We start from the raw sequence: 25,856 nt of genomic DNA, 5'->3' as shown, positions 1-25,856 counted from the left end.
ACGAGCCAAGCACAGGTGCGCTCCGCGCTCGTGAGCACTGTCGCGTGCTCTGGCACTTCGTTCTGCTCACCTGCGCCGGAGGCGCACCAGCGCCCGGCCGGCGAGACCCGCGAGCAGCACGGCCGCGCCGGCGACGACGCTGACGAGCGGGAGGGTGACGGCGAGGACCACGCAGCCGACGAGACCCACGCCGGCGAGGACCCGGGCGCGGCCGAGCGTCAGGGCCGCCGCGTTGGCGATGGCGTAGTAGACGAGCACGGCGAAGCTCGAGAACCCGATGGCCTCGCGCAGGTCGGTGACCAGCACCAGCACGAGGACCACGGCCCCCACGAGGAGCTCAGCGCGGTGGGGCACGCGGAAGCGGGGGTGGATCGCGGCGAGCGCCGGCGGGAGCTCGCGGTCCCGCGCCATGGCCAGCGTCGTGCGCCCGACCCCGGCGACCAGCGAGAGCAGCACGCCCGCCGACGCCACCGCGGCGCCGACGCGGACGACGGTCCCGAACACCTCGCCGCCCGCGGCCGTCGCCAGCGGGAACGGGGAGGCCGCGAGCGCGGCGGGCCCCACGGCGGCCAGCGCGCTCGCGCCGACCACCGCGTAGACCACCACGACGATCCCGAGCGCGAGCGGCACCGCGCGCGGGATCGTGCGGGCGGGATCGCGCACCTCCTCGCCGAGCGTGGCGATGCGCGCGTAGCCCGCGAACGCGAAGAAGAGCAGCCCGGCGGCCTGCAGCACGCCGCCCACCCCACCCGACGCGCCGTCGAGGACCAGGGCCGGCGACGTCCCGGGCCGGATCAGGGCGCCCACCACGACCGCGACGAGGGCGAGCAGCGTGAGCACGACGAGCACGCGGGTGGCGGCGACGGTCTTCGCGACCCCGCGGCAGTTCACCGCCGTCACCAGCACGACGGCCACCGCCGCGACGGCGCGCGCGTGCTCGGGCCAGGCGTAGCTGCCGAGCGTCAGGGCCATGGCGGCGCACGACGCGGTCTTGCCGACGACGAAGCCCCAGCCCGCGACGAACCCCCACACGTCGCCGAGGCGTCGTCGCCCGTAGACGTAGGTGCCGCCGGACTCGGGGTGGAGGGCCGCGAGCCGCGCCGACGACGTCGCGTTCGCGTAGGCGACCAGCGCGGCGACGGCGAGGCCGACGAGCAGCGCCGACCCCGCCGCGGCGGCCGCGGGCCCGAAGGCGGCGAACACGCCGGCGCCGAGCATCGAGCCCAGCCCGACGACGACGGCGTCGGTGAGGCCGAGCCGTCGCTCGAGGCCCGGCGGTGGGGAGTGTGCTGGCGTGGGGTCCGGAGGCGGGCCGGTCACGGTCGTCCGGTACCCCACCCGCGGATCGAGCCATGCGCGAGGCCGCCGAGGCATCGCGGACCCGTGACCGCGGTGCGACGATCACCGCCGTGGCCCGCACCGTCGCCGATCAGATCATCGAGGTCCTCGTCCAGGCCGGCGTCCGGCGCATCTACGGGCTGGTGGGGGACAGCCTCAACCCGATCGTCGACGCCGTGCGCCGCTCGGGCGGGTCCGCGCGGGGCGGCATCGACTGGGTCCACGTGCACAACGAGGAGGCCGGCGCGCTCGCCGCCGCCGCGGAGGCGCAGCTGACCGGGTCGCTCGCGGTGTGCGCGGGCAGCTGCGGGCCCGGCAACACCCACCTGATCCAGGGCCTGTACGACGCGCACCGCTCCGGCGCGCCGGTGCTCGCGATCGCGTCGCACATCCCGTCGCTGCAGATCGGCACGAACTACTTCCAGGAGACCCACCCCGAGCGGCTGTTCGGAGAGTGCTCGTCGTGGTGCGAGCTCATCTCGCGGCCCGAGCAGATGCCGCGCCTGCAGCGGATCGCGATGCAGACCGCGCTCGCCGACCGCGGGGTGTCGGTGCTCGTGCTGCCCGGCGACGTCACCGCCCTGCCCGCCGCGCACGAGACGGGGCGGGGCGACCTCGTGGCGCCGTCGTCGGTGGTGGTGCCCGCGCCCGACCGCGTCGAGGCCCTGGCGGAGCGGATCAACCGGGCGTCGTCGGTGACGCTCTTCGTCGGCGCGGGCGTGCGGGAGGCCCGCGACGAGGTGCTCACGCTGGCCGAGCGGGTGAAGGCGCCGGTGGGGCACTCGCTGGGCGGCAAGGAGTGGATCCAGTACGACAACCCGAACGACGTCGGCATGAGCGGGCTGCTCGGCTACGGCGCCTGCTTCGAGGCGAGCCACTCCGCCGACCTGCTCGTGCTGCTCGGCACCGACTTCCCCTACGACGGCTTCCTGCCGCAGGCGCACACCGTGCAGGTCGACCGCGACGCCCGGCACCTCGGCCGGCGCACCGTGCTCGACCTCGGCGTCGAGGGCGACGTCGGCGCGACCCTGCGCGCGCTGCTGCCGCTCGTCACCGAGAAGACCGACCGCACGTTCCTCGACCGCATGCTGCGCCACCACGCCGAGGCGCTCGAGCACGTCGTCGACGCCTACACGACGCGCGTCGAGGACCACCGCCCCGTGCACCCCGAGTACGTCGCGGCGGTGCTCGACGACGAGCTCGCCGACGACGCCGTCGTCACCGTCGACACCGGCATGTGCAACGTGTGGGCGGCGCGCTACATCACCCCGACCGGGCGCCGGCGCATCATCGGCTCCTTCCGGCACGGGACGATGGCGGGCGCGCTGCCGCACGCGATCGGGGCGGCGGTGTCGCAGCGCGAGGTCCCGGGCGGGCGCCAGGTCGTGTCGATGTCCGGCGACGGCGGCCTGACGATGCTGATGGGCGAGCTGCTCACCGCCGTCGAGCACGACCTCGACCTCACCGTCGTCGCGTTCAACAACGGTTCGCTGGGCATGATCCGCCTGGAGATGATGGTCGCCGGGTTCCCGTCGTTCCAGACCGACCACGGCCCCGCGGACCTCGGCGCGATCGCCCGCGCGGCCGGGCTGCACGCGGTGACGGTGGACGACCCGCGCGAGCTGCGGGCGGCGCTGCGCACCGCGCTCGACCACCGCGGCCCGTCGCTGGTGGACGTGCGCACCGACCCCGACGCCCTGTCGATCCCGCCGCACATCACCGCCGAGCAGGTGCGCGGCTTCGCGCTGGCGGGCATGCGGACGGTCCTCGCCGGCGGCGTCGGGAAGATGGTCGACCTCGCCCGCTCCAACCTGCGCTCCATCCCCCGCCACCCGCTGCGCTGACCCGGAACGAGCGATGCGGCATCGCTGGCGTTGGACGCCAGGATCGCCACATCCTCGCCGTCGCGACACGCCGTGACCCGCATCCGTGGCATCGCGCCCCGGGCGTCGTCCGGGGTGTTCCCGCCACGCTGAGGCACCCCGTGCCTCGGGCGGGCGGGGTGGCAGGGCCGGCGTGTCGCGCGAGCGAGGATGTGGCGATCCTGGCGATGAGCGCCAGCGACGCCGCATCGCTCGCACCGACCATCGTTCTCGCCGGCTTCGTACGCATGCGCGACGTGCGTCAGTTCCCGGTGTGCCGCTCCGGCGCGTGGACGTGCGTGACGCGCTGGCGCCCGCGCAGGCGTACGACGTCGACCTCGCACCACCGGCGCGCCTCGTCGGCGCCGGCGCGCGAGGTCGCCGCGTCGGACGCCGCGACGCCGCCCGGCAGGCCCTTGGCGACGTCGCACAGCCGCGCGGCCTCGTTCACCGGGTCGCCGATGACCGTGTACTCGTAGCGCCGCGCGTCGCCGATGTTGCCGGCGACGGCCGGGCCGGCGGAGACCCCGATGCCCGCGGTGGCGGGGGAGTCGTCGGTCGCGAGCCGCGCGGCGAGCGCGCGGGCGGCGGCGAGCGCGGCGGCGGCCGGGTCCGGTTGGTCGTCCGGCGCCCCGAAGACGGCGAGCGCGGCGTCGCCCTCGAACTTGTTGATCCAGCCCTGGTGGGTCTCGACGACGTCGACGACCTCGGCGAAGAACGCGTTGAGCACGGCGACGACCTCCTGCGGCGGGCGGTCGAACGCCATCTCGGTCGAGCCGACGATGTCGACGAACAGCACGGCGAGCTCGCGCACCTCGCCGCCGAGCTCGATCTCCTCGGCGAGCGCGGCGCGGGCGACCTCCTGGCCGACGTGGCGCCCGAACAGCTCGCGGACGCGGTCGCGCTCGCGCAGCCCGGCGGCCATCTCGTTGAACCCGGCCTGCAGCATCCCGAGCTCGGTGGGGTCCGAGACCTCGACCCGGGCCTCCAGGTCGCCGTCCTGCACGCGCCGCAGCGCCCGGCGCACCGCCATCACCGGCCGCGACATCGACGTCGACGTCAGCGCCGTGAGCAGGAAGCCCACGGCCAGCGCGACCACCGCGAGCACGAGCACGACGACCCCGAGGCGCGTGACCGTGTAGTAGTCGCGGAAGAGCAGGGACGCCGCGGCGGCGAGCGCGATGCCCAGCAGCGGCACCCCGGTGCCCAGCAGCCACGCGCCGAGCGAGCGCGCGACGACCCCGGGCAGCAGGCCCAGGCGGTTCGGCGGGTCCTCGGCGAGCACCCGGGCGACCTCGCCGCGCAGGGTCAGCTCGGAGAGGCGGTGGGCGACGGCGACGGTGGCCATGCCGCCGAGGGCGACGACGCAGCCGACCGTCAGCGCGACGGTGACGGAGAACCGCACGTTGATCGTGACGAACAGCAGCACCGCGAGGACCCAGGGCACCGCCTGCACCACGGTGATCCGTACCGGCGCGCCCAGCACCGCCCGGCGCGCGAGGTCCCGGTGGCGCCGCCACGCGCCCTCGTCGTCGTCCGGGTCCGGCGGCGTGGGCACGCGCACCCATCCGTAGCCCCACACGAGCCCGACCGGGACGGCGACGGCGAGGTAGAGGCCGAAGGTCCACAGGTTGCGATCCAGCGCGTCCTCGAGGTCCGCGACCAGCGACTGGGTCGGCAGGACGTAGCCCGCGAGCGCGAGCACGATGGCGGCGCCGACGACGTTGGAGACCACCACCAGCGCCCCGACCAGCGCCTTCGTCGCCGGGCGGAAGTCGCGGTGCACGGTGCCGCGGCCTCCGGCCGGGATGGACGTCATGATCCTCAGCCTATCGACGCGGTACCGTCGGTACCGCGTACGGGCCCGCGCGCAGATGTTGCTCGCCACCCCCGGATTCTTGATCTGTTCCAGAAAAGAGGCGACACTGCGAGCCGTGTCACCGCCGGCCCGGGTCGCCGCCACGGCCCCCTGCGCCCGGCTCCACCGCCCACCACCCCCAGACCATTGACCACCCCGTGACCCGGAGGACTTCCTCGTGTCAGAACACGTGACCCGCGAGACCGAGATGAACACCCACGACGCCGGTGGGTGCCCGGTCCACGCCGGTCGCCTCGCGCACCCGACGGAGGGCGGCGGCAACGTCGACTGGTGGCCGAACCAGCTCAACCTGCGCGTGCTGCGGACCCACACCGCCGTGTCCAACCCGATGGACCCCGACTTCGACTACGCCGAGGCGTTCAAGACCGTCGACCTCGACGAGCTCGCCGCCGACGTCGACCACGTCCTGACGACCTCGCAGGACTGGTGGCCCGCCGACTTCGGCCACTACGGCGGCTTCATGATCCGCATGGCGTGGCACTCGGCCGGCACCTACCGCCTCGCCGACGGCCGCGGCGGCGCCGGCATGGGCATGCAGCGCTTCGCCCCGCTCAACAGCTGGCCGGACAACGGCAACCTCGACAAGGCCCGCCGCCTGCTCTGGCCGGTCAAGCAGAAGTGGGGCAAGAAGGTCTCCTGGGCCGACCTCATGATCTTCACGGGCAACCGCGCCCTGGAGACCATGGGCTTCCCCACCTTCGGCTTCGCCGGCGGGCGCCAGGACGTGTGGGAGCCCGACAACGAGACCTACTGGGGCCCCGAGAACTACTGGCTCGGCGGCGACCAGCGCTACACCGGTGACCGCCAGCTCGAGAAGCCGCTCGGCGCGTCGCAGATGGGCCTGATCTACGTCAACCCGGAGGGCCCGGACGGCAACCCGGACCCGCTGGCCGCGGCCCGCGACATCCGCGAGACGTTCGGCCGCATGGCGATGAACGACGAGGAGACCGTCGCCCTCATCGCCGGTGGCCACACCTTCGGCAAGACGCACGGTGCCGCCGACCCCGACCAGTACGTCGGCGCGGAGCCCGAGGGCGCCGCCATCGAGGAGCAGGGCCTCGGCTGGCACCAGAAGTTCGGCAAGGGCAAGGGCCGCGACACCATCACCTCCGGCCTCGAGGTCACCTGGACCTCCACGCCGGCGCGGTGGAGCAACGGCTACTTCGACAACCTGTTCGGCTACGAGTGGGAGCTGCACAAGTCGCCGGCGGGGGCGTGGCAGTACCGGCCGGTGAACAATGGCGGCGCGAACACCGTGCCCGACCCGGAGACCGGTGAGCTCACCCGCCAGCCGACGATGCTCGTCACCGACATCTCGCTGAAGGTCGACCCGGTCTATTCGGAGATCTCGCGGCGGTTCCACCAGAACCCGGACGAGTTCGCCGACGCGTTCGCCCGCGCCTGGTACAAGCTGACCCACCGCGACATGGGCCCGATCCAGCGCTACCTCGGGCCGTGGGTGCCGCAGGAGACGCTGATCTGGCAGGACCCGGTGCCCGCGCACGAGGGCCCGGTGGTGAACGCCACGGAGATCGCGGACCTCAAGAAGCAGGTCCTCGACTCGGGTCTGACGATCTCGCAGCTGGTCAAGGCCGCGTGGGCGTCGGCGTCGACGTTCCGCGTCGGCGACAAGCGCGGCGGCGCCAACGGCGCGCGCGTGCGCCTCGACCCGCAGATCGACTGGGAGGTCAACGACCCGCAGGAGCTGCGCCGGACGCTGTCGACCCTCGAGGGCATCCAGCAGGCGTCCGGGAAGATCTCGCTGGCCGACCTCATCGTCCTCGGCGGCTGCGCCGCGGTGGAGCAGGCCGCGAGGGACGCCGGGCACCAGGTCGAGGTGCCGTTCACCCCGGGCCGCACCGACGCGTCGCTGGAGTGGACCGACGTCGACTCGTTCACCCACCTCGAGCCGTCGGCCGACGGGTTCCGCAACTACCTCGGCAAGGGCCACGCCCTCCCCGCCGAGTACCTGCTGGTCGACCGCGCGAACCTGCTGAGCCTGTCCGCGCCGGAGATGACCGTCCTCGTCGGCGGGCTGCGCGTGCTCGGCGCGAACACGGGCGGCTCGACCCACGGCGTGCTCACCGAGCGTCCGGGGCAGCTGACGAACGACTTCTTCGTCAACCTGCTGGACATGAACACCCAGTGGGCGGGCATGGCCGAGGAGGAGGGCATCTACGAGGCCCGCGGCGCCGACGGCGAGATCCGCTGGACGGGCACCCGCAACGACCTCGTGTTCGGCTCGAACTCCGAGCTGCGCGCCGTCTCCGAGGTCTACGCCAGCGCCGACGCCGACGAGAAGTTCGTCCGCGACTTCGTCGCCGCGTGGGACAAGGTCATGATGCTGGACCGCTACGACCTGGTCTGACGGTCGTCGGAGCGAGGGACGCCCCGGCTGCGCACGACGCAGCCGGGGCGTCGCTCGTTCACTCCTGTGTCGGCAGCCAGGCGCCGTGCAGGCCCAGCGGCACGCGCACGGGGATGCGCACCCGCGCGACCGGTCCGGAGCCGGGGTCGGCACCGGGGATCACGACGAACCAGCTGGACCGGTCGGTGCGGTCGGTCGCGAACGTGACCCACCAGCCCTGCTCGCTGTCCTCGGTACCGGGCCTCGGCACGAAGCACGGCTCGCCGACCGAGAGGTCGCCGGCGTCCCACGTGACGCTCCGCCCGGTCGCGGTGTCGACCCAGAGGACCGCGTCGAACTCACCGTTCGCGAGGTCGGTGCGCCCCGTCTTCGTCCCGAGCCCGATGACGCCGTGCCGGCGGCCGAGGCGCCGGTCGTCGACGCGCGGGAACTCCATGCCGTGCGGGTCGGTGAGGAAGTCGCGCGTGACCGACCCGCGAACGGGGTCGATCGTCGCGCGCGTGATGCCGCCGACGACCGGACCCGTGTTCGGCGAGAGGCCGCCGGGCCGGGACCACTCGACGTAGTCCAGGACGACGCCACCCGCTGTGCCGTCGGCGGTCGGGGGGAGGTCGAACGCGTTGGCGCTGTGCCAGGACCAGAACGCCTCGGTGTGCACCCATCGGACCGGGCCGCCGTCGCGCGGGATCAGCGCGATCCGCGTGCCGTCGTCGGGACGCCAGGCGAGCAGCGACCCGCCGCGCATCGCCGCGGCCACGTCGAAGTACAGCGGCCCGAGCACGAGCACCACGAAGCGCTCGGTGATCGCCATGTCGTGGATCATCACGGGCGTGTCGACGTCGGGCACCGTCGTCGGCATCCGCCGGGCCGCCCCGTCGGGGCCGAGCACCGACCACGTCAGGTACGGCGGCTCGAGCCCGTAGGTGAACACGACCATCTCGCCGGTGCGCGGGTCGACCTTCGGGTGGGCGCACATGCCCGCGGGCAGCGAGCCGCCGAAGGTCTCCTTGCCGACGGTCGCGAGCTCGGGGGTCAGCGCGTAGGGCGGCGCCGCCTCCGCGAGGGCGAGCAGCCGGCCGCCGTGGCGCACGACGTTGATGTCGGGCAGGTCCTTCATCATCCCGGCGAGCGTGGGCCCGACCTCGTCGGCACCCGGCGTGTAGCCGGTCATCAGGCCGCCCCACAGGGCGCGGCCCGCCGCGATCTCGGCGTCGAGCATCGGGGTGTGGACGAAGCGGTTGCTGTAGCGCGCGCGGCCCTCCGACACCCACAGCCCGTGCACCATGCCGTCGCCCTCGAGCGGGTAGACGTACGAGCCGAGCGGGGTGAAGCGCGGGTTGGGGCCGTTGCGCAGGTACATCCCGTCCATCTCGGGCGGGAGCTCGCCGGTCACCTCGAGGTCGCCGGCGTCGATCTCGTCGATCACGGGCTCGAAGGTCCCGGACAGGTGCGGGTCGTGCGCGGCGTCGACGGGCGGGGGTCCCGGGGGGACGGTCGTGGTCACGGTGCGTCCTCCCGTCAGGCCGGCTGTGCCGGGGGCCGGGGCGCCTCGTGGGCGCCCTGCGGGCGGTGGGCCTGCGCGATCTGGGCGCGCACGTGCTCCGGGTACCAGGCCGTGATCTTGATGGCGACGACGATCGCGACGACGGGGATCACCCAGTTGAAGAGGTCCGTGCTCGCACCGGACACCACGGCGAGGTCGCACAGCGCGTTGAGCACGAACACGCCGCCCCACAGGGCGGTGAGCACGCGGTTGACCTTCCGGAAGGTCGGGGTGTTCCAGACCTCCTGCGGGGCCTCCTTCTTCGCGTAGAACTCGGTGAAGGGCCGGCCGACGGCGAGCGAGCCGAACGCGACGAGCGCGATCACGACGCTCGACAGGAGCTGGGCGCGGTCCTCGATCGGCTGCAGCGCCGCGCGGTCGAGCACCAGGGAGAGCACGACGAGCACGGCGAAGAACACCAGTGCCGCCGCGTCGAGGACGCTGATCGCCCGGTACCTGCGCCAGTCCGGGACCGCGAGGACCAGCGTGCAGACGAGCGCGGCCAGCGCCGCCCACATCCAGGTGCTCGGGCCCGCGACGACCGAGAAGACGATCCAGGGCACGAACCCCAGGAAGATGGCGAGTTTCTGCACGACGGTCTCCTGCCGGACGCTGATGACTCAGCGTCATCATGGGAGCAGGAGAGATTCTGTTTCAAGGTCCTGTCGCGCCGATGACGCGGCGGACGGTCACGATCCGGCGTCATCGCTGCGCCGGACGGGTGTCAGGTGGCCTGGTTGGTGCGCGCACCGACCACCGCGAGCCGGAGCGGCACACCGCCGACGCGCCGCGGCAGCGGCGTCGGCAGGGCCCCCGCACCGACCACGACCAGGCCGTCGACCGCCGGGTGCTGGGCCTGCCGCGTGAGCTGCCGGAGAACGTCCTCGGTGACGCCCCCGAGCGCCGGCACGACCCCGATCGACGCCTCGGCGCGGGGGAGCGGCTCGGCGACGAGCAGCGGCAGGAGGTCGCCGCCCCCGAGCGCGTAGTCCCGCACGGTCACGAGCCCGGCCCCGGCGAGCAGCAGGGCGATCACGCCGATCACCGAGGCGGTGTCGAGGTGCGGGAACGACGCGCCCTCGATGAGGCCGACGACGCGCGCGGCGAGCAGGTCCGCCTGCATGCTCCCCCTCCTCCCCTGCCCGGTGTGACCCACCATGATTCCCTGCCGCGGCCTCGAGGGCGAGCCCCACTTGTGACGCGAGGTGTAGGAGGGGCGTGCGGGGTCCGGTCAGGGCCCCGTCCGCTGCGGTGTCGTCCTCCCCCCGGGGTCGCGGCGCACGGCCCGCCGGGGTCTCACCGCGGCGCCGTCCACGGCGCCTCGACCCGCGACACCGCGTGGCTGCCCACGCCGACGCCGATGATGATCACGAGCCCGAGGGTGAGCGCCGCGCCCGGCGCGACGAGGCGGCACAGCAGCGCGCCGGCGACGACGCCCACGACGAACGCCAGCAGCGCGAGGCCGCGGCGCAGCGCGAACGGGTCGCGGCGCCCGGCGCCGCGCTCGGTGAGGAGGCCGATCGTGGTCAGCGTCAGGACCGCGGTGAGCAGGTCCGGGACCTTGAGGTAGCGGATGAGCGCCAGCTGGCCACCCATCGACGCGGCGAGCAGGACCGTCACGGTCAGGCGCGCCGTGGGGTGCATCGGCTCCGCGGCGAGCACGACGAGGACGACCACCGGGACGGCGAGGACGAGCTTGAGGGCCGCGACGTCGCGGACCGCGCGGCCGCGGTGGCTCCCGGGCCGGCGGACGATGCGCGCGCCGACGAGCGCGCCCACGGCGAACCCGCCGACCGCGACGGCCGGCGCCACGATCGAGCCGCCCGCGCCCGCGAGCGCGATCCCGAGGAACACGATGTTGCCGGTGATGGCGGCGACGAAGACGTGGTCGAGCGCGAGGATGCTCGTCGCGTCGACGACGCCCGCCAGGCACGTGAGGGCCACCAGCAGCGCCGGCAGCGGCCCGTCCCTGTCGTCGACGAGGGCGCGACGCAGCGCCCAGGTCACGGGCCGGCCAGCCCGTCGCGCACCAGCCGCTGGGCCGCGTCGATGACGCCCTCGAGCGAGCCGCGGGCCGGGTCCCACCACTCCGCGGTCCAGTTGAGCGCGCCCAGTACGACCATGAGTGCGGTGCCGGGGTCGAGGGCCGGGTCGAGGTCGCCCTCCTCGCGCACCTGCGCGACCAGTGCGCGCCACACGTCGACGTAGTCGCGCTGCGCCTGCCGGTGGCGCTCGCGCATCGCCTCGGGCAGCTGCGGCACGGTGCGCACCGCGGCGGCGGCGTGGTCGGAGTGCGTCAGCAGCGTGCGCAGGTGCGCGGCGACCGCGATCGCGAGCCGGTCGATCGCCCGGGCGTCCGCGGGCGCCGCGGCGAGCGCCTCGGTGACCAGCGACCGCGCCCGGTCGAGCCCGACGGCGACGGCCTCGTCGATCAGCTCGTCGCGCGAGGAGAAGTAGTAGTAGATCGCCGGCGCCTGCACCTGCGCGACCTCGGCGACGTCGGCGAGCCGCGTGCCCGCGTACCCGCGGCGCAGCAGCACGTGCGCCGCGGCGTCGACGACGCGGCGGCGCGTGCGCGCGGACTTCGTGTCCCGCGCCGCCCCGGTCATCGCGCCAGCGTAGGACGCGCGCGCCCCGGGACGAGGCTCAGTACGACGACGGCAGGCCGAGGCTGTGCTGCGCGACGAAGTTCAGCACCATCTCGCGGCTCACCGGCGCGGTCTTGAGCATGCGCGCGAGGAACCACAGGTCGGCGAGCCCGTACTCGAGCGCGAGGCCGTTGCCGCCGTGGGCCTGCATGGCCTGGTCGAGCGCGCGCAGCGAGGCGTCGGCGGCGGCGAACTTCGCGATGTTCGACGCCTCGGCCGCGTCGTGCCCGGCGTCGAAGAGCTCCGCCGCGCGCGCCGCCATGAGCCGCGCCTGCGCGACGCCGATGTAGGCCTCGGCGAGCGGGTGCGCGACGCCCTGGTGCGCGCCGATCGGCACGCCCTTCCACACCGTGCGCGTCGTCGCGTACGCCGTCGCCTTCTCCAGCGCGTAGAGCGCGATGCCGGTGCTGATCGACGCCGCGGTGATCCGCTCCGGGTTGAGCCCGGAGAACACCTGGCGCAGCCCGTTGCCGTCGTCGCCGATGAGCGCCTCGGGGCCGAGGGGCACGTCGTCGAACCACACCGTGAACTGGTGCTCGGGCTGCACGAGCGCCGCCTCGATCGGCTGCCACGTCAGCCCGGGGGAGTCGGTCGGCACGACGAACAGCGACAGCGGGCGGCGTGCCCCGGAGCCCTCGGCGGTGCCGCTGCGCGCGACGACGAGGATCGCGTCGGCCTCGTCGACGCCGCTGGTCCAGTACTTGGTGCCCCGCAGCCGCCAGCCCTCACCGTCCGCGTGCGCGGTCGTCGTGATCTCGTGCGAGTTCGAGCCGGCGTCCGGCTCGGTGATCGCGAACGCCATCTTCACCGAGCCGTCGGCGATGCCGGTCAGCCAGCGGCGGTTCATCGCGACGGACGCGTGGCGGGCGAGGATCGTGCCGCAGATGGCGGGCGAGATGACGGTCATGAGCAGCGGGCAGCCCGCCGCCGACGCGGCCTCGACCACCACCGAGAAGTCGCCCAGCGTGCCGCCGCCCCCGCCGTACCGCTCGGGCAGGTGCACCCCCAGGAAGCCGTTCGCGCCGAGGTCCTTCCAGAGCGCGGTCGGCTCCTCGTGCGCGCGGGCGCGCGCGACGAAGTAGTCGTGGCCGTAGCGGCCGACGAGCCCGGAGACGGCCTCGCGCAGCGCGGCGCGCTCGTCGGTCTCGGGGACGATCGAGGAGGGGTTCACGCGGGGCTCCCGGGCTCGGTTTCTCATAGAGAATAAAAAATGAGCGCGCCCGTGTCTACGGCATCGACGAGCCGCCGCCCACGGCGATCACCTGGCCGGTCACCTGACGCGCCGCCCGCGGCGAGGACAGCCACACGACCGCGTCGGCGACGTCGCCGGGAGTCGTCAGGCGCCGCAGCGGCTGCTGCCTCACCACCGACGCGACCTGGTCGTCGTCGAACACCGCGTCGCGCCCCCCGGCCCACAGGCTCGTCGCGCCGACCCCGCCCTCCTCGGGGAGCACGAGCCCGGGGCACACCACATTCGACCGGATCCCGCGACGCCCCTGCTCGCGGGCGGTGGTGCGCGCCAGCGCGATGAGCCCGGCCTTCGTCGTGCCGTAGACGCCCTGGCGGATCGCGCCGAACGCGGCGTCGCTGGAGATGAACACGACCGACCCCGCGCCGGCCTCGCCCATCGGGGCCAGCGCGGCCTGCGTGCAGTCGATCGCCGTGTAGAGGTTGGTCTCGACCGTGCGCTGCCACAGCGCGCGGTCGGTCTGCTCGGTGAGGAAGCCCGGCACGCTCCAGCCGGCGTTGTTCACCAGCGCGTCGACGCCGTCCCACCGCTCCACCGCGGCGCCCACGACCCGCCCGCCCGCGCCGTCGGTGGTCAGGTCGATCTCGAGCACCTCGACCGCCGCCGCCCCCAGCGCGAGGCCCTCCTCGCGCACCCGCGCGGCCTGCGCGCCGTCGCGGTCGGCGAGCAGGATGCGCGCACCTTCGCGGGCGAAGCCGTGCACGATGCCGCGGCCGATGTTCGAGGCGCCGCCGGTGACCACGACGCGGGCGCCGGCGAGTGCGAGATCCACGGTCCCTCCCGTGTACGGTTAATCCACATTAGAAATCAGCGGGGAGGCTAGCGGTGGGCGAGGCCGTGGGCGAGCAGGTGGTGGGGTCCGGACCGGTGCTGCTCGACGTCGACGACCGGGGCGTCGCGCGGCTGCGGCTCAACCGCCCGGAGGCCTCGAACGGCCTCGACGTCGACCTGCTGCGCGCGTTCCACGACGCCGTCATGGCCTGCCACGCGCGCCCCGGCCTGCGGGTGCTCGTGATCTCGGGCGAGGGGCGGCACTTCTGCGCGGGCGGCGACGTGAAGACGTTCGCGAGCAAGGGCACCGGGCTCCCGGACTACCTGCGCGAGGCCACCGCGCGGCTACAGATGGTCGTGCAGGCGCTGCTCGCGCTGCCCGCGCCCGTGGTCGCCTCGGTGCACGGGTTCGCTGCGGGCGGGGGCGGGTTCGGGCTGGTGTGCGCGGCGGACCTGGTCGTCGCCGCCGAGTCCGCGCAGTTCCTCGGCGGCGCGACGCGCGTGGGCATGGCCCCGGACGCGGGCGCGACGGTGACCCTCCCGGCGCTGGTGGGGCTGCGGAAGGCGATGGAGATCGCGCTGACCAACCCCGTGCTCACCGCCGCCGAGGCCCTCGACGCCGGCATCCTCACCGCCGTGGTGCCCGACGACGAGCTCGCCGCGCGCACCGACGAGCTCGTCGACCGCCTCGCCGCCGGCGCCCCGCGGGCGCTCGCCGCCACCAAGCGCCTGCTGTGGTCCGGGATCGGCGCGCGCGTCGAGGCGCAGCTGGGAGAGGAGGCGCGCACGGTCTCCGAGCTCTCGGGCACCGCCGACGCGCGCGAGGGCCTGGACGCGGTGATCGAGCGGCGCGCGCCCCGGTTCACCGGAGACTGATCACCGGCCGCCGGCCGTCCCGGCGAGGCCCCGCCGCACCACGTGCTGCGTCGTGGCGACGACCTCCTCCAGCGACCCGCGCTCGGGGTTCCACCACTCCGGCGCCCAGTTCAGCGCGCCGAGCACGAGCATCCGCGCGGCGCGCGCGTCGACGTCGGCGGTCAGCTCGCCCGCGGCGACGGCGTCCTCGACGAGCCCGCGCCACACGTCGGCGTACGCGCGCTGGCCAACGAGCTGGCGCTCGCGGATGTCGGCGGGCAGCTGGGCGGCGTTGCGGATCGCGGCGAGCGAGAACTCCGAGCGGCGCAGCACCACCTCGAGGTGCGCGGCGATCGCGCGGTCGATGCGGTCGAGCGCGGACGCGTCGTCGGGCAGCGCGGCGAGCGACGCGACGACGTGCTCGAGCGTCGCCTGCTGCCCGACGGTGACGACCTCGGCGAGCAGGTCCTCCCGCGAGGGCCAGTAGTAGTAGACCGCCGGCGCCTGCACCTGCGCGACCTCGGCGACGTCGACCAGCCGCGTGCCCGCCCAGCCCTTCCGGGACAGCACCTGCGCGGCCGCGCCCAGGATGCGCTCGCGCGTGCGGGCGGACTTCCGTCCCGACGTGGGGCGGCCGTCGGCCGACGGCCGCGCGGTCCGCTCCCGGGGCACGGCGCGATCCTAGGACTCGTCGAGCGACTCCCGGACCGGTCCGCGCCCGGCGTCGCGCCACCGGTGCGCCGACGGGTCGAGCAGCGCGCGCATCCAGCTCTCCGGCGCCCACACGATCGACTCCAGCTCGAGCGCGTCGAGGTGGCGCACGGTGCCGGTGCGCAGGTCCTCCAGGCGCAGGCGGGTGCCGTTGCCGCGGTCGTCGATCGAGACCGCGACGGTCGCGAACTCGTTGGCGACGACGTCTCGCTCGTCCATCAGAGGAGGAACGACATCGTCGGGAGCGAGCGGTCGGAGTCGACCAGCACCACGGTCTTCGCGGCCATCCGCAGCTCGCCGTCGACGCGGCGCAGGCGGTGCGTCACGCGCCCGACCCACCACGTCGTCCCGCGGTCGCGCGACTCGAGGACCTGCACGACGGAGCCGACGACGGTGTCCGTGCCGTCGGGACCGCCCTCGTGACCGAGCACCTCGACGTTCGTCACCGACCGGCACAGCCGCGAGGGCGGGCGCTGCGAGTGCCGGCGCCCGGTCTGCAGCTGCTTGATGCGCGTCGCGATGCGCCCGCGGTTGTCGAAGACGATCGACATGTGGGTGCGCGGGTCGGCGTCGGGGTCGACGGGCACGTGGTAGACCGCGTCGTCGGTCCAGAGCGCCTCCCACTCCTCGAGCGCGAACGCGTCGGCCAGCCGCGCCTCGCGGTAGAGGAACTGCTCGGCCTCGCGGAGGGCGACGGTGGTGCCGGTGCCGGCCACGGTCGTCACGTCATCAGCTCCCGGTAGTGCCGCCACATCGCGCGCATCGACGTCTCGTCGGTGGCGGTGCCGATCGTGTGGCCGTCGTCGTCGACGCGCTCGCGGTGCAGCCCGCGGGTGAGGTCGAGCCACGCGGGCTGCCGCTGCGCGACGCCGCGCTGGTTGCGCTCGTACATCTCCGCGTCGTCGGCCAGCAGCATCCCGGCCGGTCCGACGGATCCGACGCACTGGGTGACCAGGCGGCGGTTGAGGTCCGGCGCGCCCTTGAATTGGATCGCGGTGACGTGCTGGACGGTGCGGTCGACGGCGAGCGGCTGGATCTGGAAGAGCTGGATCTCCGCGATGAACAGGTTCGGGAAGATCATGACGTGCGGCGAGCCGTTGATCATGATCTCGTCGGCGGCGGCCGCGCCGTGGGCGGCGCGCATGGCGGCGACGTAGTCCGGGATCTTCGCCTCCGGCGTGCCGGCCCAGCCCATCGGGACGCCGAGGCGCCGGAACTCGGGGCTGAGGTCGTTCTCGGTGTGCCCGCCGCCGAGCGCGCGCGTCACGGCCGTCGACTTGTCGCTGTAGAGCGCGCCGATGCCGCTGCCGGAGATCGAGAAGATCGAGGAGTGGACGAACTGCGGGTGGTAGCCGTCGGTCTCGTTCTCGACGAGCATCTTCCAGTTCGCGGTGACCTCGTGGCGGACCCAGCCGGCGGTCAGCTCGACCTCGCCCTCGGGGGAGAGCCGACACAGGCGGTCGAGCCGCTCGGCGGCGGCGCCGAGGTGCTCGCGCAGCGTCGGACCGTCGGGGGCCAGGCTCGCGAACACGAAGCCGCGGTACGACTCGACGCGCGGCACCACGCCCAAACCCGGCAGCTCGGCCCGGGCGCGGGAGCCGCCGTAACCCTGGTTGAACGGGAAGCCGAGCAGGTCGCCCGTGTTCGCGAACGTCCACCCGTGGTACGGGCAGCGGAACGACCCGGCGTTGCCGCGGTCGGCGTCGCAGACGAGGTTGCCGCGGTGCGAGCAGCGGTTGTGCAGGACGTGGATCGCGCCGGTCTTGTCGCGGGTCATGACGACCTGCTGCGGGCCGATCGTCTTGCGCACGTAGTCGTTCGGCTCGGGCACCTCGCTCGCGTGCCCGACGTAGACCCACGTCGCGTACCAGATGCGCTCGAGCTCGCGGGCGTAGACGTCCGGGTCGGTGTAGATCGAGCCGTGCACGCGGTCGTCGAGGACCAGCGCGCGAATGCGGTCGGCGGCGGGGTCGACGTCGACGGTGGTCATGGGCTCTCCGCGGATCGGGACACCGTGTCTGGACACAGTGTCCAGGTTCAGGGCGCGTCGCGGTAGAGGGTGTTCCAGACGATCGCGGTGAACGCCTCGACGGCGTCGTGCGCCGTGTCGTCGTCGGCGCCGCGCAGCATGCGGTCGAGGCCCCGCTCGGCCATCGCCGTCAGCATCTGCGCGGTCGGTCCGGGCGGGACGTCGCGGCGCACGGTGCCGGCGGCCTGTCCCGCGCGGATGTGCGCGGCGATCTCGCTGACGTAGCGCCCCGTGAGGTCGCGGAACACCTCGCGGACCGCGGGGTCGTGGCTCGACGAGTCGATCACCGCGCGCATGAGCTCCGCGCGCGGTCGGTAGGTGGCGACGATCGTCGCCGCCCGCGCGCGCATCTCCTCGCGGGTGGCGGGCGGGTCGCTCGCCCACCACGCGCGCCCGGCGGTGAGCAGCTGCTCGACGACGTCGGCGGTCAGCTCGCTGAGCAACTGGCCCTTGTCCGCGAAGTGCACGTAGAACGTCGACCGCGAGACGCCGGCGCGCGCGGCGAGGCGCTCGACGCTCACCTCGGTGAACGACTCGCCCTCGGCGAGCAGGTCCTCGAGCGCGACCAGGAGCTTGGTGAGGTTCTCCTGTCGCCGCTGGGCACGGGAGCCGTGCGCTCGACGGGTCACCGACGCCACGGCGCACAACGTACTTCTTGTCGTCGAATCTGGATGCCGTTAGATTCTAACCAGCGTTAGATCGAGGAGGCGGCATGACGGCTGTGGTGGTCCCGGCGTGCGACACCGGACCGGTCGCGGTGCCCGAGCGCGCGGTCGCGGAGCGCTGGTACGAGGGCTGGATCCGGGCGTGGAACGAGAACCGGCCCGAGCTCTGCCGCGAGCTGCTGACCGACGACTTCGTGCTCGACAGCCCGACCACCCGGCACACCGGCTGGCACGTGCAGGGGCCGGCGGCCGCGGAGGGCTACATCGCCTACGTCCTCGGCGCGTACCCCGACCTGCAGTGGGAGGTGACGGCGCCGCCGCTGTTCGCCGACGACCGCGCGCGCGTCGCGTTCCACTGGCGCGGCACCGGGCACTTCACCGGCCGCCTCGATCCGCCCGGCATCGACGGGACCGGGCGGCCCTTCGCGTTCGCGGGCCTGGAGGTCTTCGACTTCCGGGGCGGGCGTGCCTGCTACCTGAACGCCACCTACGACCTGCTCGGGCTGATGAAGCAGATCGGGGTCCACGGTCGTCCCGGCGGCGGTGGGTCGCGGTGACCACCCTGCGCGCCCTGCTCGACGACCGGTGCGCGGCGGCACCCGACGCGATCGCCGTCGAGGCCGCGGGCAGGCCGGGCACGGGGGCGACGTGGACGGTGCTGCGCGAGCAGGCGCGCGCCGTGGCCGCCGCGCTGGTCCGCGACGGTGTGGCGCCGGGTGAGCGAGTGGTGCTGGTCGCGCGCAACGACCCGGGCTACTTCCCGATCCTCTTCGGTGCCGCGCTCGCCGCGGCCGTGCTGACGCCGCTGAACTGGCGACTCGCCACCGACGAGATCGTGGCGATGGTCGACGACTCCGGGGCGACGGTCGTGCTCGTGGACGAGCCTGTCGCCGCGGTGCTCGCGGACGCGCTGGCGGCGCGACCGGGCGTGCAGCACGTGGTGGTCCTCGGGGACGGCGGCACGCGCTCCTTCGGCGACTGGGTCGGACCGCCCGAGGACCCGCAGCGCGCGGTGGCTCCTCAGGACGTCGCGTTCCAGCTCTACACGTCGGGCACCACCGGCCGCCCCAAGGGCGCGATGTTCGCCGGCACCAACCTCGCCGTGCTCGTCGACGACATCGCGCGGGCGTGGGACTTCCGGGACGGCGACGTCAGCCTCGTCGCCATGCCGTTGTTCCACATGGGCGGGCTGGCGTGGGCGCTCGCCGGGATGGCCCGCGGCGCGCGCGCCGTCGTGGTGCGCGACTTCGTCCCCGGCGACGTGCTCGACGCGATCGAGGCGCACGGCGTCACCACGGCGTTCTGCGTCCCCACGATGCTGGCCGCCCTGTGCGCGGTGCCGGGCATCGACTCTCGACCGCTCGGGCTGCGGCAGATGATCTACTCCGGCTCGCCGATCGGCGAGGACGCGCTGAAACGGGCGATGGTGGCGCTGCGCTGCGACTTCGTGCAGATCTACGGGTTGACCGAGGCGACGGGCGCCTTTGCGCAGCTCTCCGCCGAGGAGCACCGCGAGGGCGGGCCGGCGCTGGCGTCGGCGGGGCGTCCCTACCCGTGGACCGAGCTCCGCGTCGTCGACCCGGAGAGCGGCGACGACGTGGCACCGGGTGCGGTCGGCGAGATCCGGACGCGCTCGGCGCAGAACATGGTCGGCTACTGGCGGCGCCCCGAGGAGACGGCCGCGACGCTGACGCCAGCAGACGACCACGCCGATAGGGGGTGGCTGCGCACCGGCGACCTCGGCCGCCTCGACGACGCCGGGCGCATCCACCTCGTCGACCGCGCCAAGGACCGCATCGTCACCGGCGGCGAGAACGTCTACCCCGCCGAGGTCGAGCGGGTGCTCGCCCAGCACCCCGAGGTCGCCGAGGTCGCGGTCATCGGGGTGCCCGACGATCGCTGGGGCGAGGCCGTCAAGGCCGTCGTCGTGCCGCCGGCGGGTTCCACCCCCGACCCGGCCGGGATCATCGCGTTCGCCCGCGCGCGGCTCGCCGGGTTCCAGAGCCCGAAGTCGGTCGACCTCGTCGAGACCCTGCCGCGCACCGCGACCGGGAAGGTCATCAAGCCGACCCTGCGGGAGCCATACTGGCGCGGTCATGACAGGCGCATCCACTGAGCTGCCCGGCAAGGGCGATCTCACGCGCCGCCGGATCCTCGACGCGGCCGCGGCCGAGATCGCGCGGCACGGACCGGCGGGTGCCTCGCTGGGGGCGATCGCCGCGGCGGCTGACCTGCAGACGGGCAGCATCTACTTCCACTTCGCGTCCAAGCAGCGGCTCGTGGAGGCCGTGCTCGAGGAAGGGATCAGCGCGTCGCTGCGGCGCCTCGACCAGGCGATGGCGCTGCTGCGCGGTGACACGCCCGCCGACCGCCTGCGCGCCGGCGTCCACGCACACCTGCGCGCGCTCGCGGAGCTGTCGGACTACGCGGTGGTCGTGCTCGCCCCGCAGTTCGCCGCCCGCCAGCCCCCGGGGTTCCGCGCGCTGCGCCGCGAGTACCTGCGGCGCTGGTCGGAGCTGATCGCCGACGCCCAGGCCGACGGCACGCTCGCCCCCGGGCCGGAGCCGGGCGAGGTGCGCGATCTCCTGCTCGGCGCGCTCAACGCCGCCGGCCTGGCCGGGCAACCGCCGGCGCGGACCGCGGAGGCCGTGTTCGCCCTGTTGCGGCTGCCCGGGGACTAACGACCGCGGAAGTGCGGACGCCGGCGCTCCACGAACGCGGTGATCCCCTCGCGGGCGTCGTCGGTCGCGCCCGTGGCGGTGATGCGGCGGGTCTCCTCGGCGAGCTGGGCGGCGAGGTCGTTGTCCTGGCTCGCGAGCAGGAGACGCTTCATGTGCCCGAAGGCCTGGGTCGGCCCGGCGGCGAGGGTCGTGGCGATCTCGTGGGCCCGCGCGGCGAGCCCGTCGGCCGGCACGACCTCGGTGACGAGCCCGGCGTCGAGCGCCTCGGGGGCGGTCAGCGGGCGGTTGAGCAGGAACATCTCCTGGGCGCGCCGCATCCCGACCAGGCGCGGCAGGTACCAGGTGTTCGCCCCGTCCGACGCCAGCCCGATCGCGCCGTAGCCGACGGCGAAGCGGCTGTCGTCGGCGGCGACGACGATGTCGCTGACGTGCGCCAGGCCCAGCCCGCCGCCCGCGAGCGCGCCGTGGACCGCGCACACCACCGGCGCCTCGAGCGTGGCGAGCCGGTCGAGCGTCACGTGGTAGCGGTCGATGATCCACCGCAGCCGCTCGGGGATCGCGTCGGCGGCGTCGGCGAAGAATGCGAGGTCGCCGCCGACCGAGAGGGTCCGGCCGGTGCCGCGGAGCAGGACCGCGCGGACCTCCGGGTCGTGCACGACGCGGAAGGTGGCCTCGTCGAGGTCCTCGACCATCGTCGGGTCGATCGCCCCGCCGGCCTCGGGGCGGTCGAGCTCGATGGTCGCGAGGCCGTCGGTGACGTCGTAGCGGACGACGCGCAGCGCGCGCTGCCCGGCCGGCGTGCCGCGCGTGGCACCGGCCCAGCGCGCGCTGTCGGTGTACTGGCGCAGCGAGGCGATCCGCCCGTCGTCGGTGAACGTCAGGACGTGCGCGAACGCGGCGTCGAGCTCGCGGCCGCCGTCGCGCGCGGTGCCGACGTAGCGGCCGAGGACGACGAGCCCGCCGTCGGCGAGCGCCAGGAACTCGGCGGGCTCGGCGCGGGCGCGGTAGTGCCGGCCGATCGCCCACCAGAAGTCGCGGACCATCGCCTCGGCGCCGTCGTGCGACCCGCCCAGCCCGAACGGCAGGCCCTCGGTGGCCTCGCCCGTGAACGCCGGGTCCAGGATCGCGTCGAGCGCCCTGCGATCGCCCGTGGCCAGCGCGTCGTAGAGCAACCGGGCGTTCTTCACGTGCGACTCCATCCGGGCCTCCTCGTTCTTCTAATGTAGATTCAAACATGCGCCGACCGAGGAGTCACCGTGTCCGAGGACCCCGTGCTGGCCCGGGTGGACGGGCCCCCCGACCGCGCTGTCGGGCACGTCGTCCTGAACCGCCCGCACGCCCGCAACGCGATCACCGTCGCGCTCGCCGACGGGCTGCACGACGCGCTCGTCGACCTCGCCGACCGTGCCCGCGTCGTCGTCGTGCGCGGCGCCGGCGGGCACTTCTGCGCGGGCGGCGACGTCGACGAGGTGACGCGGCTGCGCGCCAGGGGGAGCGACGCGCTGCGCCGCCTGTTCGACGCGTTCCACCGCGCGTGCTCGGTCGTGGCGACGCTCCCGGTGCCCGTCGTCGCGGCCGTCGAGGGGTCGGCGACGGCGGGCGGGTTCGAGTTCGTGCAGGCCGCCGACGTGGTGGTCGTGCGCGACGACGCCGTGCTCGCGGACAACCACGCGCGCCTCGGCCAGGTGCCCGCGGGCGGCGGCTCGCAGCGACTGCCGCGGCTGCTCGGGTCGCAGCGCGCTCTGACCCACATCCTGCTCGGCGAGCGGCTCTCCGGCGCCGAGGCGGTGGCGCTCGGCCTGGCGTGGCGCAGCGCGCCGGCGGCGGGGTTCGAGGCGCTGGTGGACGAGGTCGTCGCGCGGCTGCGGCGCGCCGACCCCGGAGCGACCGCGCGGACGAAGCGGCTGGTGCACGAGGGGCTGCGGCTCCCGCTCGAGGACGGGCTGGCGCGCGAGACCGAGGTGGTGCTCGAGCACCTGGCCGACCCGGCGGTCAGCGAGCGCCTGGCCCGGTTCCGCGCCCGGTGAGCCGTTTCGTCGTGTACGCCCGGTAGCCGCTCGACCACGGAACTGGCGGTGGTCGGGGTCACGGCTGCTCCGTATTCTTCTCGCGACTAAAAAAACGGGGGATGCGGCCCGGGGAGTGGTGCGTGATGGGTGCGAGCCTCGAGGAACGGCGGGACGCGCTGCGGCAGCGGTTCGCGACGTGGACGCCGATGACGCTGCACGAGCGGCTCGAGCGGTGCGCCGAGGAGTTCGGCGACCGCCCGATGGTGATCACCGACGAGCGCACGGTGACCTACGCCGACGTCGCCGCGTGGACCGGGCGCCTGGCCGACGGCCTCGTCGCGCTGGGCGTGCGCCCGGGCGACCGGGTCGGGCTGGTGATGGCGAACTACGTCGAGTTCGTGCCGCTGAAGTTCGCGATCTCGCGCGCCGGGGCGGTCGCGATCCCGTTCAACTACCTCTACCGCACCGAGGAGCTGCACTACGTCCTCGAGCAGTCGCAGTGCAACCTGCTCATCACCATGACCGGGTTCGCCGGGCTCGACCACCTCGGCATGCTCGACGAGATCGCCCCCGGGTGGGACTCGGGTGGGATCGAGGGCGGCGAGCAGGACGCGCTGCCGGAGCTGCGCGGGGTGGTGACGCTGTCGACCGACGGCCGGGTCCGCGAGGGCGTCGGCTCGGTCGAGGACCTCGAGGCGCTGGGCCGCGAGCACCCCGGCGGCTGCGCCGACCGGGGTGCGGCACCGGACGACGTCGCCGACATCCTCTACACGTCGGGCACCACCGGCTCGCCCAAGGGCGTGCTCATCACCCACGACGCGAGCCAGCGCACCGGCTACGCGTCGGCGCTGACCCGGGCGTTCGAGGACGGCCGGCGCATCCTGTTCTCGCTGCCCTGCTACCACATGTTCGGCTACGTCGAGGGCCTCATGGCGGCGATGATGGTCGGCGGCGCGATCGTCCCGCAGACCGCGTTCGACCCCGGCCGCTACCTCGAGGGCATCGAGCGCCACCGCGCCACCGACATCCTCTGCGTGCCCACGATGACCGTCGCGATCCTCGAGCACCCCGACCTCGCCACCCGCGACCTCTCCAGCCTGCGCGCGATCCTCTCGGGGGCCGCGCCGGCGCCGGTGTGGCTGTGGGAGAAGGTCCGCGACACCCTCGGCGTCGACGAGATCGTCACCGGCTACGGCATGACCGAGCAGGGCGGCGCGATGACGCTCACGCTGCCCGAGGACCCGTTCGAGCGGCTCTCGGGGACCGTCGGGCGGGTCAAGCTCGCGGGTGCCGCCGGGCTCCCGGACAGTGGCGACCTCACCGAGTACCGGACGATCGACGTCCTGACCGGCGAGCCGCTGCCGCCGGGCGCCGAGGGCGAGCTCGCCGCACGCGGGCCGACGAACATGCTCGGCTTCTGGGGCAAGCCCGAGGAGACCGCGAAGGCCCTCGACGAGGAGGGCTGGGTGCGCTCGGGCGACCTCGGCTACCTCACCGAGGACCGCTACGTCGTGCTCACCGGGCGCAGCAAGGAGCTCTATAAGTCCGGCGGCGAGCTCGTCATGCCCAAGGAGGTCGAGGAGGTCCTCTCGCGCCACCCGGGCGTCAGCCAGGCCTTCGCGGTCGGCGTCGCCGACGACCGGTGGGGCGAGATCGGGGTCGCGTGCGTGGTGCCGAAGGCCGGCGCTGCCGTGACGGCCGACGACCTCGTCGCGCTGTGCCGCGAGCAGCTCGCGCGGTTCAAGGTGCCCCGGCGCGTGGTGTTCCTCGAGGCCGGAGACCTGCCGACCACGCCGACGGGCAAGGTGCAGAAGTTCCGGCTCGCGCGGATGGTGGCCGAGCAGCCCGAGACCGAGTCCGAGCCCGAGTCCGAGTCCGAGTCCGAGACCGCGCCCGCCCCGGCCTAACGCAGCGCCGCCACCGGGAACCGTGCCGCGATCTCGTCGACCACGAGCGCGGCGGTCTCGGCGCACGCCGTCGTGCCGCCGTTGGCGTACTGCTTCACCGCGTCGCCGACGTTCCAGAGGTTCGCGATCGGCGTGGTGTGCGGTAGGTCGTGGCCGGCCACGGCGCGCTGCGGCGGCCAGGCGTCGCGCCACACGGTCGTGGACAGGACGCGCGCGCCGTCGACGCCGGGGATCTGGTCACGCAGGTCGGCGTGCAGCAGGTCGAGCTCGCGGTCGGCGTCGAAGTCGCCGGTCGCGGGCTCGGGCACCGACGTGCCGTTGTAGAGGTGCCAGCCCTCGGGGGCCATCTCCGGGCAGGTCGCGGTGAAGTTGGCGACGTAGCACAGGCGCCGGGTGGTGGCGAAGCTCAGCAGCCCGGGGGCGTCCACGAGGGGCTCCCGGCTCGCGAAGTTCACGACGAGCATGGCGCACGGCGTGGTGTCGACGCTGGCGGTGTGGTCGGCGGGCAGGCGGTCGCGCCCGACGAGGTCCGCGGTCGCGGCGGGCCCGGCGTCGCTGACCGCGACCCGGCAGGACACCGACACGGGCCGGCCACCACGGACCACGGTCGCTGCGGCCACCGTCCCGTCGGGACCCAGGTCGAGCGAGGTCACCTCGCTGTCCAGCCACACCTCGCCCCGCCCGGTGCCCTCGACGGCGTCGGCGAGCGCGCGCCAGACGCCGATCGTGCCCTCGGGGCAGAAGCCGAACTTCTTGAACGCGCTGCGCCGGGTGAAGTAGGTCAGGAAGACCGCGGCCGGCAGGTCCTCCGACGACACGGCGAAGATCGACGCGCACATGTTGCGGAAGATCCCGTGGACCTTCTCGTTGCTCGTGTACCGCCGCACCCAGTCGGCCGTCGACAGCTCGCCGTCGGGCAGTCCGTCGTCGGTCCGGGCCGCGCCGAGACCGTCGAGCAGCTTCGCGCCCTGCCGCGTCAGCTTGCCCAGCAGGAACCCCCAGCCGCCGCCGGTGACGTCGACGTCCTTGCCGCCGAGGCGGTAGAGGATCGGCGGCCGGGCCGGCCGCACGTCGAAGCGCGCGCCGACCTCGGCGAACGTCTGCTCGGTGATCCCGCCGGTCTCGATGACGATCGCGCCGTTGTTCACCGTGAAGCCGTCGATGACCTCGCTCGACGCGCGGCCGCCGACGCGGTCGAGGCGTTCGACCACCAGCGTGCGGTAGCCGCGGTGGGCCAGGCGGGCCGCGGTGAACAGCCCGCCCGCACCCGCGCCGATCACCAGGACGTCGACCTCGTGGCGCTCCATGGGTCCGGATCGTTGCCCACGCGACCGAGTTTTT

The 25,856-nt window shown here is 74.2% G+C and carries 24 protein-coding genes; 8 read left to right on the top strand and 16 right to left on the bottom strand.

Features of this window, described 5'->3' with window-relative positions; all coding sequences use genetic code 11:
- Positions 1–66: 66 nt before the first annotated feature.
- On the bottom strand, positions 67–1,218 hold the full coding sequence (locus ACYX4T_RS12910) for an APC family permease (RefSeq protein WP_476015269.1): 1,152 nt from the start codon (positions 1,216–1,218) through the stop codon (positions 67–69).
- 191 nt (positions 1,219–1,409) lie between these two features.
- On the opposite strand from ACYX4T_RS12910, the gene ACYX4T_RS12905 reads away from it, so the two are divergent.
- Positions 1,410–3,182 carry a pyruvate dehydrogenase gene (locus ACYX4T_RS12905; protein WP_476014889.1) on the top strand — a complete coding sequence of 591 codons (1,773 nt, stop codon included), beginning with the start codon at positions 1,410–1,412 and terminating at the stop codon, positions 3,180–3,182.
- Positions 3,183–3,462: 280 nt separating this feature from the next.
- Here ACYX4T_RS12905 and ACYX4T_RS12900 read toward each other — a convergent pair whose 3' ends face one another.
- The gene (locus tag ACYX4T_RS12900) at positions 3,463–5,019 is read right to left on the bottom strand and encodes an adenylate/guanylate cyclase domain-containing protein (RefSeq protein WP_476014888.1); all 1,557 of its coding nucleotides are present in this window, start codon (positions 5,017–5,019) and stop codon (positions 3,463–3,465) included.
- A 247-nt stretch (positions 5,020–5,266) separates the two neighbouring features.
- On the opposite strand from ACYX4T_RS12900, the gene katG reads away from it, so the two are divergent.
- A complete protein-coding gene (katG, locus tag ACYX4T_RS12895) occupies positions 5,267–7,447 on the top strand; it encodes a catalase/peroxidase HPI (protein ID WP_476015268.1) in 2,181 nt (726 codons plus the stop codon).
- Between the two features lie 58 nt (positions 7,448–7,505).
- Here the strand turns inward: katG and ACYX4T_RS12890 are convergent, their stop codons facing one another.
- The 7 genes from ACYX4T_RS12890 to ACYX4T_RS12860 form a co-directional block, all read right to left on the bottom strand.
- Positions 7,506–8,951 carry a carotenoid oxygenase family protein gene (locus ACYX4T_RS12890; RefSeq protein ID WP_476014887.1) on the bottom strand — a complete coding sequence of 482 codons (1,446 nt, stop codon included), beginning with the start codon at positions 8,949–8,951 and terminating at the stop codon, positions 7,506–7,508.
- A 14-nt stretch (positions 8,952–8,965) separates the two neighbouring features.
- Positions 8,966–9,583 carry a DUF3159 domain-containing protein gene (locus ACYX4T_RS12885; protein WP_476014886.1) on the bottom strand — a complete coding sequence of 206 codons (618 nt, stop codon included), beginning with the start codon at positions 9,581–9,583 and terminating at the stop codon, positions 8,966–8,968.
- Positions 9,584–9,714: 131 nt separating this feature from the next.
- Entirely contained in the window at positions 9,715–10,113 is a 399-nt protein-coding gene (locus tag ACYX4T_RS12880; RefSeq protein ID WP_476014885.1) for a hypothetical protein, read from the bottom strand.
- 173 nt (positions 10,114–10,286) lie between these two features.
- The gene (locus tag ACYX4T_RS12875) at positions 10,287–10,997 is read right to left on the bottom strand and encodes a YoaK family protein (RefSeq protein WP_476014884.1); all 711 of its coding nucleotides are present in this window, start codon (positions 10,995–10,997) and stop codon (positions 10,287–10,289) included.
- Positions 10,994–11,599: a TetR/AcrR family transcriptional regulator gene (locus ACYX4T_RS12870; protein ID WP_476014883.1), complete on the bottom strand. Its 606-nt coding sequence runs from the start codon at positions 11,597–11,599 to the stop codon at positions 10,994–10,996. Before ACYX4T_RS12870 ends, ACYX4T_RS12875 begins: the two co-directional genes overlap by 4 nt.
- Positions 11,600–11,636: 37 nt before the next feature.
- Complete coding sequence (locus ACYX4T_RS12865; protein ID WP_476014882.1) at positions 11,637–12,809, bottom strand: acyl-CoA dehydrogenase family protein; 1,173 nt, start codon at positions 12,807–12,809, stop codon at positions 11,637–11,639.
- 55 nt (positions 12,810–12,864) lie between these two features.
- Positions 12,865–13,659 (bottom strand): SDR family NAD(P)-dependent oxidoreductase, encoded by a 795-nt coding sequence (locus ACYX4T_RS12860; protein WP_476014881.1) that lies wholly within the window; start codon positions 13,657–13,659, stop codon positions 12,865–12,867.
- 53 nt (positions 13,660–13,712) lie between these two features.
- Here ACYX4T_RS12860 and ACYX4T_RS12855 point away from each other — a divergent pair, with 53 nt between their 5' ends.
- Entirely contained in the window at positions 13,713–14,534 is an 822-nt protein-coding gene (locus ACYX4T_RS12855; RefSeq protein WP_476014880.1) for an enoyl-CoA hydratase/isomerase family protein, read from the top strand.
- On the opposite strand, the gene ACYX4T_RS12850 is transcribed toward ACYX4T_RS12855, so the two are convergent.
- Genes ACYX4T_RS12850 through ACYX4T_RS12830 form a run of 5 tightly spaced genes read right to left on the bottom strand, consistent with a single transcriptional unit; the run spans position 14,535 to position 17,891 of the window.
- A complete protein-coding gene (locus ACYX4T_RS12850; RefSeq protein WP_476014879.1) occupies positions 14,535–15,185 on the bottom strand; it encodes a TetR/AcrR family transcriptional regulator in 651 nt (216 codons plus the stop codon).
- A gap of 9 nt (positions 15,186–15,194) precedes the next feature.
- Positions 15,195–15,443, bottom strand: a complete 249-nt coding sequence (locus tag ACYX4T_RS12845; protein WP_476014878.1) for a hypothetical protein — start codon at positions 15,441–15,443, stop codon at positions 15,195–15,197.
- A complete protein-coding gene (locus tag ACYX4T_RS12840) occupies positions 15,443–15,949 on the bottom strand; it encodes an aromatic-ring-hydroxylating dioxygenase subunit beta (RefSeq protein WP_476014877.1) in 507 nt (168 codons plus the stop codon). Before ACYX4T_RS12840 ends, ACYX4T_RS12845 begins: the two co-directional genes overlap by 1 nt.
- The gene (locus tag ACYX4T_RS12835; protein ID WP_476014876.1) at positions 15,946–17,214 is read right to left on the bottom strand and encodes an aromatic ring-hydroxylating oxygenase subunit alpha; all 1,269 of its coding nucleotides are present in this window, start codon (positions 17,212–17,214) and stop codon (positions 15,946–15,948) included. The genes ACYX4T_RS12840 and ACYX4T_RS12835 overlap by 4 nt, the downstream gene beginning before the upstream one ends.
- Before the next feature lie 47 nt (positions 17,215–17,261).
- Positions 17,262–17,891: a TetR/AcrR family transcriptional regulator gene (locus tag ACYX4T_RS12830; protein ID WP_476014875.1), complete on the bottom strand. Its 630-nt coding sequence runs from the start codon at positions 17,889–17,891 to the stop codon at positions 17,262–17,264.
- Positions 17,892–17,965: 74 nt separating this feature from the next.
- On the opposite strand from ACYX4T_RS12830, the gene ACYX4T_RS12825 reads away from it, so the two are divergent.
- Genes ACYX4T_RS12825 through ACYX4T_RS12815 form a run of 3 tightly spaced genes read left to right on the top strand, consistent with a single transcriptional unit; the run spans position 17,966 to position 20,599 of the window.
- Entirely contained in the window at positions 17,966–18,475 is a 510-nt protein-coding gene (locus tag ACYX4T_RS12825; RefSeq protein WP_476014874.1) for an ester cyclase, read from the top strand.
- Entirely contained in the window at positions 18,472–20,034 is a 1,563-nt protein-coding gene (locus ACYX4T_RS12820; RefSeq protein WP_476014873.1) for an AMP-binding protein, read from the top strand. Before ACYX4T_RS12825 ends, ACYX4T_RS12820 begins: the two co-directional genes overlap by 4 nt.
- The gene (locus ACYX4T_RS12815) at positions 20,015–20,599 is read left to right on the top strand and encodes a TetR/AcrR family transcriptional regulator (RefSeq protein WP_476014872.1); all 585 of its coding nucleotides are present in this window, start codon (positions 20,015–20,017) and stop codon (positions 20,597–20,599) included. The genes ACYX4T_RS12820 and ACYX4T_RS12815 overlap by 20 nt, the downstream gene beginning before the upstream one ends.
- Here ACYX4T_RS12815 and ACYX4T_RS12810 read toward each other — a convergent pair.
- On the bottom strand, positions 20,596–21,798 hold the full coding sequence (locus ACYX4T_RS12810) for an enoyl-CoA hydratase-related protein (RefSeq protein WP_476014871.1): 1,203 nt from the start codon (positions 21,796–21,798) through the stop codon (positions 20,596–20,598). The two genes, ACYX4T_RS12815 and ACYX4T_RS12810, sit on opposite strands and share 4 nt — an antisense overlap.
- A gap of 57 nt (positions 21,799–21,855) precedes the next feature.
- On the opposite strand from ACYX4T_RS12810, the gene ACYX4T_RS12805 reads away from it, so the two are divergent.
- Positions 21,856–22,626 carry an enoyl-CoA hydratase/isomerase family protein gene (locus ACYX4T_RS12805; RefSeq protein WP_476014870.1) on the top strand — a complete coding sequence of 257 codons (771 nt, stop codon included), beginning with the start codon at positions 21,856–21,858 and terminating at the stop codon, positions 22,624–22,626.
- A gap of 125 nt (positions 22,627–22,751) precedes the next feature.
- Positions 22,752–24,515 carry a class I adenylate-forming enzyme family protein gene (locus ACYX4T_RS12800; RefSeq protein WP_476015267.1) on the top strand — a complete coding sequence of 588 codons (1,764 nt, stop codon included), beginning with the start codon at positions 22,752–22,754 and terminating at the stop codon, positions 24,513–24,515.
- On the opposite strand, the gene ACYX4T_RS12795 is transcribed toward ACYX4T_RS12800, so the two are convergent.
- Entirely contained in the window at positions 24,512–25,822 is a 1,311-nt protein-coding gene (locus tag ACYX4T_RS12795; protein ID WP_476014869.1) for a phytoene desaturase family protein, read from the bottom strand. The two genes, ACYX4T_RS12800 and ACYX4T_RS12795, sit on opposite strands and share 4 nt — an antisense overlap.
- Positions 25,823–25,856 lie beyond the last annotated feature (34 nt).

The sequence above is a fragment of the Actinomycetospora sp. ABD4_176 genome, assembly GCF_056311855.1.
The sequence above is the reverse complement of the archived record's forward strand: the minus strand, read 5'-3'. Positions and strand labels throughout refer to the sequence as shown.